This is a genomic window from Mycobacterium sp., from assembly GCF_004298145.1.
GTDB lineage: Bacteria > Actinomycetota > Actinomycetes > Mycobacteriales > Mycobacteriaceae > Mycobacterium.
The window spans coordinates 112,412-126,668 of the sequence record NZ_SCRH01000042.1 but is presented as its reverse complement, the minus strand read 5'-3'; the positions used below and the strand labels follow the sequence as shown (position 1 = coordinate 126,668).

At 64.7% G+C, this 14,257-nt stretch carries 5 protein-coding genes; 3 read left to right on the top strand and 2 right to left on the bottom strand.

From position 1 onward, the window contains the following. A partial coding sequence (locus EPN51_RS17400) for a non-ribosomal peptide synthetase (protein ID WP_293044762.1) occupies nucleotides 1-6,700 on the bottom strand: 6,700 nt, incomplete at its 3' end. Nucleotides 6,701-6,744: 44 nt separating this feature from the next. Beyond that, complete coding sequence (locus EPN51_RS17395; RefSeq protein WP_293044761.1) at nucleotides 6,745-6,975, bottom strand: MbtH family protein; 231 nt, start codon at nucleotides 6,973-6,975, stop codon at nucleotides 6,745-6,747. Nucleotides 6,976-7,838: 863 nt separating this feature from the next. Between EPN51_RS17395 and EPN51_RS17390 the strand changes: the two genes are divergently transcribed. The 3 genes from EPN51_RS17390 (at nucleotide 7,839) to EPN51_RS17380 (ending at nucleotide 14,151) form a co-directional block, all read left to right on the top strand. Then, nucleotides 7,839-8,258, top strand: a complete 420-nt coding sequence (locus tag EPN51_RS17390) for an MmpS family protein (RefSeq protein WP_293044790.1) — start codon at nucleotides 7,839-7,841, stop codon at nucleotides 8,256-8,258. After that, a complete protein-coding gene (locus EPN51_RS17385; RefSeq protein WP_293044760.1) occupies nucleotides 8,255-11,146 on the top strand; it encodes an RND family transporter in 2,892 nt (963 codons plus the stop codon). The genes EPN51_RS17390 and EPN51_RS17385 overlap by 4 nt, the downstream gene beginning before the upstream one ends. 89 nt (nucleotides 11,147-11,235) lie before the next feature. After that, a complete protein-coding gene (locus tag EPN51_RS17380; protein ID WP_293044759.1) occupies nucleotides 11,236-14,151 on the top strand; it encodes an RND family transporter in 2,916 nt (971 codons plus the stop codon). Nucleotides 14,152-14,257: the final 106 nt, after the last annotated feature.

Genomic DNA, 14,257 nt, shown 5'->3' with positions numbered 1-14,257 from the left:
CAGGATGATGATGCAGCCACGTCGACAACCGGTGCGGCTCCAACGCCTCCCCACCAAACACCACCGTCTGCAACTTCAGCTGCTCACCCAACTCCGGCGCCAACGCATCGGCACTCTGCAGCGCATAAAACGCCGACGGGGTCTGGCTCAGCACGCTGACCTGCTCGCGAACCAGCAGGGCGTGCAGGTCTTCCGCGGAGCGCACCACCGCGTCCGGCACCACCACCAGGCGCCCGCCGTAGAGCAGTGACCCGAAGACCTCCCATACGGAGAAGTCAAACGCCAGCGAATGACATTGCGTCCACACCTGGCCCAACCCCAGTTGAGCATCCAGTGTCTCCAGCAGCAACGTCACGTTGCGGTGCGGGATGGCCACGCCCTTGGGGGTTCCCGTAGTGCCCGACGTGTAGATGATGTAGGCGATGTTCTCCGGCGCCGGTGCGGGCAGGGCGGTCGTGGGCTGACCGGCCACGGCGGGGGCGTCGATGTCAGCGAGGTCGACGATCAGGCCGGCGAACCCGTCCAACCGCGGGCGCACCTCGGCGGTGGTCACCGCCGCGATCGGGGCGGCATCACCGAGCACGAACTCCAGCCGCGCCGCCGGCACGCTCGGGTCGATCGGCACATAGGCCGCGCCCGTCTTGAGGACCGCGAAGATCGCCACGATCGCTTCGGCCGACCGCGGGATCACCACGGCCACCCGCTGGCCCGGGCCGGCACCCTGGCCAACCAGCAAGTGCGCCAAGCGGTTTGCGGACTCTTCAACCTCGCCGTAGGTCCACGACCGTTCGCCGCAGGTGATCGCGACCGCGTCGGCGGCGCGGGCGACCTGAGCGCCGAACAACGCCGGGATCGACGCCTGCCCGGTAGGCCGCGCAGCCAGCACCGCCCGGTTGCCCCACGCATCGAGCCGTGCGTGCTCGGCGGCGCCGAGCAGATCGATCGACGACAACCGCTGGGTGGGATCGGCGGTCATGGCGGCCATCACGTGGCGCAACCGCTCGATCAGCGTTTCGATGCCGGCCGCGTCGAAGACCTCGGTGTCGTACTCGACACGCAAGCTCAGCTCGTGGCCCGGCGTGGCCACGACGGACAGCGGGTAGTGGTTGAATTCGCGGCTGCTGAACTCGGTGACGGCCAACTCGTGGACACCCAGCAACGCGCCGGCATCGATCGGGTAGTTCTCGTAGAGGAAGAGCGTGTCGAACAACTGGTCGTGCCCGGTGACGCGGTGAATCTCGCCCAGCGCCAGGTGTTCATGCTCGAGGGTTTCGGCGTGGACGCGTTGCAGCTGCTCCAGCAGGGCGGCGACGGTGGTCGCGGCGCCGATGTCGGCCCGCACCGGCACGGTGTTGATCAACAACCCGACCATGGCGTCCGCGCCGGCCAGCTCGGTGGGCCGCCCCGACACCGCGGTGCCGAAGACGACGTCGTGCTGGCCGGTCAGCCAGGTCAGCAGCTGCGCCCACGCGCCCTGCAGCACGGTGCTGACGGTCGTGCGGCTGGAACGGGCCAGCTCGCCGAGCGCGCGCGTGGTGTCAGCCGAAACCGTGTACGTGGCAACGGCGCGTCGCCCGATCCTGCCCGGCGCCGCCACCAGGGTGGGGGTTTCGAACCCGTCGAGCGCCTCGCGCCACGCCGCCCGCGCGGCGGCGTGATCCTGGGCTGCCAGCCACGTCAGGTAGCTGCGATACGACGGGGGCGCGGGCAGCCGCTCGCCGTAATAGCCGGCGAAGACCTCCCGCAGCAGGACCGGTAGCGACCAGCCGTCGATCACGATGTGGTGAATGGTGAACAGCACCCGGTGCCGGTCGTCGGCGATGCGGACCAACGCGGCCCGGAAGGCGGGTTGGCCGGCCAGATCGCAGACGGCGGTGCGCTCGTCGGCGGCCAGGGCCTCGAGCTGCTGGTCTTGTCGGTCCGCGTCGCCGCCGTCCAATTCGACGTGGCGCCAAGCCATCACGGGCTCGGCCGGGATGATCTGCACCGGCTCGCCGAATTCGTCGAAGAAGCGGGCCACCAGGTTGGGGTGGCGGTTGAGGGCGGTCTGCACCGCGTCGCGCAGCCGGCGTGCGTCAAGGCTGCCGCTCACGGTGATGCCGAGCTGCACCGCGTAGAGGTCTTCGAGTTCGGCCGCGAAGCTGGTGTGGAACAACAGCCCCTGCTGGACGGGGCTCAGCGGTAGCACGTCGGCGATCTGGTGCTGCTGGCAGAGCTCGTCGATCTGCTGCTGGTCCAGCCGGGCGGGAACGATGTCGGACGGGGTCAACCCGCCGCCACCGCCCCGCACGTGCGAGCAGATACCGGCCAGGGCCTCAAACCACAACTGGCTCAACCGGTTTACTTGTTCGTCGGTCAGGGCCGAGGTCGCCCACCGCCAGTTGGCGTGCAGGTGCGGCCCGGCCTCGGTGTCCATGGTGCCCGCGTTGAGTTCCACCGTGTGCGCCAACGGCATTGCCACCGCCGTCGCCACCGCGGCCGACGACAGGCTGTCCTCGCTGACGCGCCACATGTCGTCGGAGAGATCGGCTCCCGCGGCCAGCCGCCCCAGGTAGTTGAACCCGATCACCGGGTCCGACCCCGGCAGGTCGACCTCGGCGTTCAGGTAACGCAACAGCCCATAGGTCAGGCCGTCGGGCAGGGCGCGCAGTTGCTCCTTGGCGTCCTTGATCACCGCACCCAGCGCGGCATCCCCCGCGGCCACCTGCGACCAGTCCAGGCGGCCGGTAATCGACAGTGCCGCAGGGTATTTGGTGGTGAACCAGCCGACGGTGCGGGACAGGTCCACGTGGGAGGCTATCTCTTCGTTGCGGCCGTGGCCCTCGATGTCGATGCCGATCGGCGTCACGGTCCCCACGGACCCCAGGAACTCCGTGAACGCCAACCCGAACGCGATCAACAGGATGTCCTGCACCCCGGCGTGAAACGCCGCGGGCACCTCCCCCAGCAGCAGGCGGGTCGTCTCGACGTCCAGCGACGCCGACAACTGTCCGGCGTTCGCGTAGGTGTCCTCCGGCTGGGCGGCCGGCAGCGCCGCCGGGGTGGCGGCCACCTGCCGCCACGCGTCGGCCTGCTCGATCACCGCCGGGCTCTTCGCATGCTCGGCCAGCAGCGACGACCACCGGGCGAACGAGGTGCCGCCCACCGGCAGTGCCACCGGCTGGCCGCTGTGATGCTGCGCCCAGGCGATGTTGAGGTCCTCGATCAGGGTCCGCCACGACACCCCGTCGACGGCCAGGTGATGGATGATCAACGCCAATTGGCTTGTCGCACTTGCCCATACCGCGCTCACCATGATGCCGTCGGCCACGTTGAGCAGGGAGCGGGCCTCGACCAGCTCCGCATCGGAGAGCGCGTCGACGATGCGCAGGCAGTCGCCGGCCTGCACCGAGCCCGCCTCGGGCGCCTCGAGCGACCACCCACCGGCGCCGTCGTCTTGCACGCGCAGCCGCAACATGGGGTGGCGGTCCAGCAGGGCCTGCAGCACCACCGCCACGTCGTCGGCGCTCACGCCCGCGGGGACCGCCAGCACCATGGTCTGGTTGAACTGCTCGACCGGACCGTCCATGTTCTGCAGCCACCGCATGATCGGGGTGGCCACCACCGGCCCGATCCCCTCGTCGGCCGCGCCGAGCTCGCCGTCGACGGCGACCTCGGACACCCGCGCCAGGCGGGCCACCGTCTGCTCGACGAAGACATCGCGGGGCCGGCAGATCACGCCGGCCGCGCGGGCGCGGGACACCACCTGCATCGACAGGATGCTGTCCCCACCCAGGTCGAAGAAGGAGTCGTCCACACCGACGCGCTCCACCCCCAGCACCTGGGCGTAGATGTCGGCCAGGATCTCCTCGATCGCGTCGGCCGGGGCCCGGTACTCGCTCGCGGTGTATTCCGGCGAGGGCAGGGCGCGCTTGTCGAGCTTGCCGTTGCCGGTCAACGGCAGGGCGTCGAGCACCATCACCGCGGTCGGCACCATATAGGGCGGCAGCCGGTCGGCCAGCTGGGTGCGCAGCGCCGCCGGGTCGGCGGTCCCGCTGATGTAGCCGACCAGCCGCTTGTCGCCGGGGCGGTCCTCGCGGGCGATCACCGCGGCCTGGTCCACCCCGTCGAGGCCGGCCAGAACCGCCTGGATCTCGCCGAGTTCGATCCGGTAGCCGCGGATCTTGACCTGCTCGTCGGCGCGGCCCAGGTACTGCAGCTGCCCGTCGGGACCCCAGCACACCAGGTCGCCGGTGCGGTACATCCGCGCCCCCACGCCGCCGAAGGGGTTGGCGACAAACCGCGAGGCCGTCAATCCGGGCCGGCGCACGTAGCCGTGCCCGACGCCTCGACCCGCCAGGTACAGCTCGCCGACCACCCCGGCGGGCACCGGCTGCAGCCACTTGTCGAGCACGAACATCGCCGCCCCGGCGATCGGGACGCCGATCGGCACCCCTCCGGGCGACCCCGCCGCCAGTGGTGCGCTGATCGACGCGCACACCGTGGTCTCGGTCGGGCCGTAGGCATCGATCATCACCCGCCCGGGCGCCGCCCACCGGTCGACGACGTCGGTCGGGCAGGCCTCGCCGGCCACCACCAGCGCCGTGGATTCCAGGCCGTCGGGCGGCAGCATCGCCACCGCCGACGGGGTTTGGGTCAGCACGCTGACTTTTTCCGCGACCAGCAGGGCGTGGAAGTCCTGCGGGGAGGAGGCCACCGATTCGGGCACCACCAGAAGCCGCCTGCCGCGCAGCAGCGCGCCGAAGATCTCCCACACCGAGAAGTCGAAGGACGTGGAATGGCTTTGCGTCCATACGTTCCCGGGGGGCAGGGCGGCGTCGAGGGACTCGGTCAGCCACGTGACGTTGAGATGAGGGATCGCAACGCCTTTGGGGGTTCCGGTGGTTCCGGAGGTGTAGATGATGTAGGCGACGTTCTCGGCGGCCGGGTTCGGCAGCGCGGTGTCGGGTTGGGTGTCGACGGCGGGGTCGTGCACATCGACGACGAAGACGTCGTGGCCGTCCAGCCGCGAGTGCAGGTCCGCCGTGGTGATCACCGCGCTGGGCGCCGCATCGGCGAGCACGAAGTCCATCCGCGATGACGCGTGCGCGGGGTCGATCGGCACGTAGGCCGCCCCGGTCTTGAGCACCGCCAGCATCGAGACGACGGCGTCGGCACACCGGGGGAACATCACCGCCACGCAGTCACCCGGACCCACTCCGCGACCGGAGAGCAGGTGCCCCAACCGGTTCGAAGCCTCATCGAGTTCCGCGTATGTCAGCGACTGGGTGCCGAACGTCACGGCCACCGCGTCGGGTGCGCGCCGCACGTGTTCGGCGAACGCCGCGGGAATCGACACCGGGTCGGGCGCGGGCTCGGCCAATGCGGGCCGGTTGCTCCACCGGTCGATCAGCGCGGGCTCGTCGGGGGTCAGCAGGTCGATCGACGACAGCGGCCGTTCCGGGTCGGCCGTCATGGCCGCCAGGATCTGCTGCAGCCGGCCCGCCAGGTCGGCGACGCCGAAACTTGCGAACGGTTGACCCGGGCCCGCGGTGCTCAGGAAAAGCTGGTCACCGGCGCCGAGGAAGAACAAGCCGAAGTGCCCGACCGGGCCATGGTTCGTGTACGACGCCGTCGCGGGCGAACCGGCCAGGTCCAGCGTCAGCCGGGACGGGATGAAGTTGATCCCGACCCGGTTCGGCGCCTGCCGCAGCCCGTCGCCCTCGAGGGTGTGCACCGGGAAGCGCTGGTGCTGCAGCAGTTCGCGGATCCGCTTGTCCACGTGCTTGCAGAAATCGGCGACCGTCGACTCCGGCTCCGTCGTGAGCACCAGCGGCACGACGCCGGCCAGCATCGCGGGAAGCGTCTTCGACTCTGGGCGCACCCGCCGGCTGACCGGGAAGTCCAGCGCCACCTCCGAACCGCTGCCCGACCATCCGCGCACCAACAGGGCGCATGCGGCGGTGGTCACCGAAAATCGGCGGATGGCCAGCTTCTTGGACAGCTCCTTGATCCGGCCGGCGACCGAGGGGTCCAACTGGACCGACGCGGACGGCGAGTAGTGGTCTCGCTCACCGACGGCATCGGGCAGCCGATCGACCGGTCCGCTCTCCGGCGGAAGGTGTTCGCTCCAATAGGCCTTGTCTTCGAGGTAGTCCTCGGAGGCCTCGTACTCGGACTCGAGGTCGACCAAGTCCCGCGCCGAACCGAAGTAGGCGTCGGGAATTGGCTTTTGCGCCACCATCGCGGAATAAATGGTTGCGACCCGGCGGCAAACCAAGGCCATGCCCAGCCCGTCGACGGCAATGTGGTGACAGCACCCAAACAAATAGAATTCCTCGTGCCCAGTTTGAAATAGCACGAATTTGAACATTTGGCCGTTCAACGGCATCGGCGTGCGCTGGATGCTCGAAGACATCTCGCGGGCTTCCCGCACCGGATCCGCCGCGGCCCTCAGGTCGTGAAACGTCAGCTCGACGTGGGGGTAGTCGATCGGTTTCTGGACGACCTGGCCGTCGACCTCGAAGAACGAGACCCTGCCCGGTTCGGCCTCACCGACCGCTTGGGTGATGGCCTGCTCAAAAGCATCGCGACGGACGGGGCCGTCGATTTTGACCAGGAGGCCCAGCTGCCACTGGGTACCGGCGAAGCCGGCTTCTTGGGATAGCCAGATATCGAGCTGCCCGCGAGTTAGTGGCAGCGTCCGATCATCCCTCTCCATCGACTCCCCCAAGTCTCCCCGCACCCGCCCCGTACCCCGGCTGGTTACTGGTCAAAACCCCGACCCGTTGCGAGCTTGTCCCGCAGGCTCTTCGGCCTGATGTCGGGCCAATGCTGCTCGATGTACTCCAAACACGCAGCTCGGTCGGCTTCCCCGTGTACCACTCGCCAGCCCGCTGGAACATCGGCGAAGGCCGGCCACAAGCTGTATTGCTCTTCGTCGTTCACCAGGACGAAAAAGCTGCCGTTGTCGTCGTCGAATGGATTGATGCTCACAATTCTCCAGATATACAAAGTGGACATGAGTGGAACAGCTCCAAACCATAGTTGAGCTGCGAGGCGCTCGCCCGTGGTTTGGAGAAAGTTCCCGGTGTGACCTAGAAGGCACTTGACGCCATCGAGTGATTGGGTGTGCGGAGGGGCCCCGATGCCCCTGAATTCGCTCGCAGTGACCTGCATCAATGGCGTTGACTGCGCGATATCGCTATTGGGGCAGGCACATCCTTCAGGCCGATGAAGTTATTGTGCTTGTCGATGCACAGCTTAGCCGAACCCGCGTGGGCGCGAAAATCACCACGACGCGGACGCGCCCGGCTCCCGGGCGGGGCGCCCGGGCCAGTGACACGTTACGTCTGCTGTGCTTAGGTAGATGGGCGGCGTTGCGACGAGTGAGCGGGACGGATAGGTCAGCAGAATGCCGTTTTCGCAGGTTGTATCCATTACGATCCCGTATCGCGTTGACAAAGCGCTGATACGGAAGCGACGGGCGTGGTTTACTCATCAAGACCTGGTCGCGCTCCCCGGGGGCGGGGCTCGCATGAGGTGACGGAGACACGACTGGTCGGCGACGTGCACCGCATTCGAGGCGCCCGCGGTCTGGCGCGTGCTACCGGTCTGTAGTTGCATGTTCGAGTGGAAAAAACCGCGCGGACATGAGGACGGCTGAAGGGGGTGCAGTGGTCGACTCCGATGTGCGGGCCCGGCCCGACAACACCATCGCGGAAGGACGAGACATTAGCCGATCGTCTGGCCGGGGACGTGGTTTCCTGGGCTTTGCTCGCCGATCTTCACCCGAATCCACGCAGCAAAGTGGCCGTCAAACGAATCGTCCGCAAAAGGGACCTGCGTTTTTCGGTTTTCTGAAGCGGCTGTGGATCCCGTTGGTGATCGTGGCCGTGGTGATTGCCGGGGGTATGACCGTTTCGCGGCTGCACGGCATTTTTGGGTCCGAGCACCGACCGTCGTACGCCGACACCAGGCAGCAGGACACCAAACCGTTCAACCCCAAGCACGTGAAGTACGAGGTCTTTGGGCCGGCCGGGGCAATGGCCGACATCAGCTATTTTGACGCCAATGGCGAGCCGAACCATATCAATGGCATCGTGCTGCCGTGGACGTTCGACATCTCGACGACGTTGCCGTCAATCGTGGGAAATGTGGTGGCACAGGGCAATAGCGATAGTCTCGGCTGCCGCATTGTGGTGGACGGCGTTGTCAAAACCGAGAGGATTTCCCACCAATTGAATGCCTTCACCTACTGCGTGTTGACGGCCACATGAGTAACCAGCAATTGGAGACCCAGCCCGCCGCGCGACCACGTGTAGCGCGGATGATCCACCGCTTGTCGGTGCCCATTATCTTGGGTTGGCTCGGAATTGCCGTCCTCATCAGCATCGGCGTCCCTTCGCTGGAGAAGGTTACGGCTGAGCATGCGGTATCGCTGAGCCCGCTGGGCGCGCCGTCGTTCAAGGCGATGGAGCGCCTGGGCGAGGATTTCAAGGAAACCAATACCGGCGCTTTGGCAATGGTCCTGCTGGAGGGCCAGCAGCAACTCGGCGACGACGCGCACGAGTATTACAAGCGCCTGGTTCACCTTTTGGAAGCCGATCACGCGCATGTGCAACACGTCCAGGATTTCTGGGGCGATCCGCTTACCCGCGGCGCCGCGCAGAGCCAGGACGGTAAGGCCGCATATGTTCAGGTGAACCTGAACGGCAACGCGGGTGCGGCCGCGGGCGACGAATCTGTCATGGCGATCCGAAAGATCGTGCGGGAGGCTTCGCCCCCACCGGGGCTCAAGGTCTATGTGACCGGCCCCGCACCCATCGTCGCCGATATGAATATCTCCGGTCAAAAGACCGTCCTGCTGGTTACGGTGGTCAGCCTTTGCGTGATCTTTCTGACGTTGATGTTCGTTTATCGGTCGATTGTCACGGTCATTCTTTTGTTATTCATCGTCGGCCTGGAATTGCAGATCGCGCGCGGAATGGTCGCGTTGATTGGTCATCTCGGGCTGGTCGGACTTACCACCTTCGCCGTCAACCTGTTGGTCGCCGCCGTCATCGCGACGGGAACCGACTACGGCATATTCTTCGTCGGCCGATATCAAGAGGCGCGGCAGGCCGGTGAAAGCCGGGAAGACGCGTTCTACACCACCTTCAGCGGGGTCGCCAAGGTGGTGTTGGCCTCCGGATTGACCATCGCCGGCGCGGTGCTGTGCCTCAGCTTCACCCGACTTCCCTATTTCCAACCGCTGGGCATCCCCTGCGCCGTCGGTATATCGGTCGCGGTGCTGGTCGCGCTGACGCTGGGACCAGCGCTGCTGGCCGCCGGGGCCCGGTTCGGCCTGTTCGAGCCACGGCGGGCGGTCTCGGCCCACAGGTGGCGACGGATTGGTACGGCGATCGTCCGGTGGCCGGCGCCTATTCTGATTGCCAGCTTGGCTGTCGCATTGATCGGGCTCTTGGCCTTGCCGAATTATCGCCCTAGCTATGACGACCAGAAATTCATTCCGCAAAGCATTCCCGCCAATGTGGGGTATGCGGCGGCGGCGCGGCACTTTCCCGGCCAGCGAATGCAGATGCCCGAGATTCTGTTGGTCGAGACCGATCATGATTTGCGCAATCCGACGGATATGTTGGTGATCAACAAACTCGCCAAGGGTGTGCTGGCAGTTCCGGGAATTGCCACGGTGCAGACCGTCACGCGGCCCGAGGGAACTCCGCTGCAGCACACGACGATCCCGTGGATCATCAGCATGAGCCAGGCGAGCCAGATGCAGAACATGGCATTCCAAAAAGACCGCATGAACGACATGCTCGTCCAGGCCAACGAGCTCGGAAAAATGATCGGCATCATGCAGCACATGTTGGATCTGATGCGGGAGCTCGTCGCCACGACTCACCACATGGTCCAGACGACGCATGAAATGCAGGACATTACGTCGGACTTACGCGATCACATCTCGGATTTCGAGGATTTCTTCCGGCCGCTTCGCAGTTATTTCTACTGGGAAAAGCACTGCTACGACATTCCGGTCTGTTTCTCCATCAGATCCATCTTCGACACGCTCGACGGCGTTGACTTGATCAGCGACAAGCTGCAGGAGATGGTGAAAGACCTCGACCAGCTCGATGCGCTGCTGCCCCAGCTGGTCATGCAGATCCCGCCCATGATCGAAACCATGTCGGGCATGCGCAGCATGATGCTGACGATGCACAGCACCATGTCCGGCGTGATGGGCCAGATGGATTCGAGCGCCAAGGATCCGAGTATTATGGGGCAGGCTTTCGACGCCTCCAAAAACGACGATTCCTTCTACCTGCCGCCGGGAATCATCAACGGCTCCGAGTCCTTCAAGCGGGTCGAGAAGGTGTTCATGTCGCCGGACGGGAAGGCTTTCCGTCTGCTCATTTCGCAGCGGGGTGACCCGGCGACTCCCGAGGGCCTCTCGCGGGTGGAACAGATCAAGACGGCGGCTGAGGAGTCGCTCAAGGGCACTCCCCTCGAAAACTCCAAGATCTACCTGACCGGTACGGCGGCGATCACCAAAGATTTGGTGGACGGATCCAAATTCGATCTCTTGATCGCCGGCGTCTCCGCGCTCTGCCTCATTTTCATCATCATGCTGATCATGACGCGAAGTTTCATTGCCGCCATGGTGATCGTCGGCACGGTATTGCTTTCGTTGGGCGCGTCCTTCGGGCTGTCCGTGCTGGTCTGGCAGTACCTCCTCGGCATGCAGCTGCACTGGACGGTGCTGTCCACGTCGGTCATCGTGTTGTTGGCGGTGGGTTCCGACTACAACCTGCTGCTGGTTTCCCGCATGAAGGAGGAATTAGGCGCCGGGATCCATACGGGCATCATCCGCGCCATGGGCGGTACCGGGAAGGTCGTGACGAACGCCGGCCTGGTGTTCGCGTTCACCATGGCCTCGATGGTGGTCAGCGATCTGCGCAGCATCGGCCAGGTGGGCACGACGATCGGCCTGGGCTTGCTGTTCGACACGTTGATCGTGCGTGCGTTCATGACGCCGGCCGTCGCCGCACTGCTGGGACGTTGGTTCTGGTGGCCACAGCTGGTGCGCCCCCGCCCCGCGAGCACCATGCTGCGGCCCACGGGGCCTCGTCCGGTGGTCCGTTCATTGCTCCTGAAGCAGTCCCAGTAAGTGGCGGCTTTCTACTTCAGGATGGGGACGGCAACCGTGGGGAACGTTGTGACACCAGGCAATTGCGCCGCCTGTCGGATGAGGGCCGTATGACGACCCAACGCACCCGGCCTCCCACCATTGCCAGGAACATCCGCCGCTTTTCGGTGCTCATCATCATCGGGTGGGTGGCGTTGACGCTGCTGGTGACGTTCGGCGTGCCGCGGCTCGAGATCGTGGGTCAACAGCATTCGGTGCCGCTGGCCCCTCAGGACGCGCCGGCGGTCCAGGCCATGCAGCGTATGGGCAGGGACTTCAAAGAGTCCGATTCGGACAGCTTCGCGATGCTGGTGCTGGAGGGGCAGCAGCAGCTGGGAGACCAGGCACACGCCTACTACGACAAATTGGTTCGTGAGCTCAAAAGCGACACCAAGCACATCGAGCACGTGCAGGATTTGTGGGGAGATCGCCTCACCGCGGCGGGTGCGCAAAGTCCCGACGGCAAGGCCGTCTATGTGCAGTTGAATCTGGCGGGTAATCAGGGCACGACTCTTGGCCAGGAATCTGTGGCGGCAATCCGCGATATTATCGCGCGGACGCCACCGCCTCCCGGTCTCAGCGCCTATGTCACCGGTCCGGCAGCGCTCTTTTCCGATATGCAGCTCGCCGGTGACCGATCCATTCTGAAAATGACGATGATCGGCGCCTTGATCATCTTCATTGTGCTGCTTTTCGTGTACCGCTCGATCACCACCGTCATTCTGTTGTTGCTCACGGTGGGCATCGAAGTGTTCACTGCGCGCGGTGTCATCGCGTTTATCGCCGACCACGATTTCATCGCGCTGTCTACGTTTGCCGTCAACCTGCTGGTGGCCCTGGCAATGGCCGCCGGGACCGACTATGCGATCTTCTTCTTCGGCCGCTATCAAGAGGCGCGTCAGGCCGGCGAAGACCGGGAAACGGCGTTTTTCACCACCTATCGCAGCGTCTCCCCCGTGGTCTTGGGTTCCGGTCTGACGATCGCCGGCGCGATGTTGTGTCTGAGCTTCACCCGCATGCCCATCTTCCAGACCATGGGCCTGCCTTGCTCCATCGGCATGCTGATTTCGGTGGTGATCGCCCTGACGTTGGTTCCGGCGGTGCTGACCGTCGGAGGTGGCTTCGGGTTATTCGACCCGACGCGCACGATCGGGTTCGGCCGGTGGCGGCGGATCGGCACGGCAATCGCCCGCTGGCCCGCCCCGATCCTGTGCGCGACGATAGCGGTCGCCGTGGTCGGCCTGGCGACCTTGCCCGGCTATCAGACGAGCTACAACAACCGGCTCTACATGCCCGACGACGTTCCCGCCAACGTCGGGTACGCGGCCGCCGATCGTCATTTCAATCAATCGCGAATGATGCCCGAAATCGTGATGATCGAGGCCGACCACGACATGCGGAACCCGGCAGATTTCCTGGTGCTGCACAAGCTTGCCAAGGGAATCTTCAAAGTCCATGGGATTTCTCGTGTGCAGGGCATCACGCGGCCCGAGGGAACGCCGATCCAGCACACGTCGATCCCGTTCCTGCTCAGCATGCAACAAGCGACCATGCAGCAAGACATCAAGTACATCCAGGCGCGCATGGACGACATGCTCGTGCAAGCGGACATGATAGCCAAGCAAATTCAAATTATGAAACGTATCTATGAATTGCAGAGCCGGATGACCGACATTACGCACGACACGATCGGCAAGACCAAAGAAATGGCCGTAATCCTTTATGAGCTGCGGGACCATATATCCGACTTCGAGGATTTCTACCGGCCCTTCCGCAGCTATTTCTATTGGGAAAAACATTGCTATGACATCCCAGTATGCTGGGCAATAAGAAATATATTCGATGAGATCGACGGCATCGATACGCTCAGCGACAAACTGACGGATCTCCTCAAAGATCTCGATAATATGGACAAGCTGATGCCTCAGCTGCTCGAGCAGTATCCGCCGATGATCGCGATGTCGGAGGACATGCGGAACATGATGCTGACGAACCACAGCACCATGTCCGGGATCATCGGCCAAATGAGCAGCAACGACAAGGACGCCACCGCCATGGGAGAGGCGTTCGACGCCTCCAGAAATGACGACTCGTTCTATCTGCCGCCGGATATCTTCGACAATGCGGACTTCAAGAAAGCGATGAGCCAATTCTTGTCGCCGGACGGAAAGGCGGCTCGCTTCATCATCTCGCACCGGGGCGACCCGGCGACGTCCGAGAGCGTGTCCCGCATCGACAAGATCCGGACAGCGGCGGAAGAATCGCTCAAGAACACGCCGCTGGAAAGCGCCAAGATCAACATCGCGGGCACCGCGTCGACGTTCAAGGACTTCCGGGACGGTTCGACCTACGACCTCTTGATCGCGGGTGTTGGCGCGCTGTGTCTGATTTTCATCATCATGCTCATCATCACCCGAAGTTTTGTGGCCGCCCTCGTCATCGTGGGTACGGTGACGCTTTCGCTGGGCGCCTCGTTTGGGTTGTCGGTGCTGATCTGGCAGTACATCTTCGGTATCGAGCTGTACTGGATGGTGCTGCCCATGTCGGTCATCGTCTTGTTGGCGGTCGGGTCGGACTACAACCTGCTGCTGGTGTCCCGCATGAAAGAGGAAATTGCCGGCGGTATCAATACGGGCATCATTCGCGCGATGGGCGGCACCGGGAAGGTCGTGACGAACGCGGGTCTGGTGTTCGCGTTCACGATGGCGTCGATGGTGGTCAGCGATTTGCGCATCATCGGCCAGGTCGGTACCACGATCGGCCTGGGCCTGATGTTCGATACCTTGATCGTGCGCTCGTTCATGACGCCGACCATCGCGGCGCTGCTCGGGCGTTGGTTCTGGTGGCCGCTGTTGGTTCGGCCGCGGCCGGCCAGCCTGCTGCTTCGCTCCGTGGGCACCCGCCCGGCGGTGCGCACCCTGCTGCACCGCGACGATGACGCGGACGCACCCACCGTCGAGATCCCTGTCCCCCGGTCCACCGTCTAGGCCTGTACCCGGGGTTACCCGCTGTCGCTTTCCAATACCGTTACGCGCCAGACGGTTTCGCACCAATACGTACTCGGCGCCAGGATCGAATCGACTGCATGCGCCG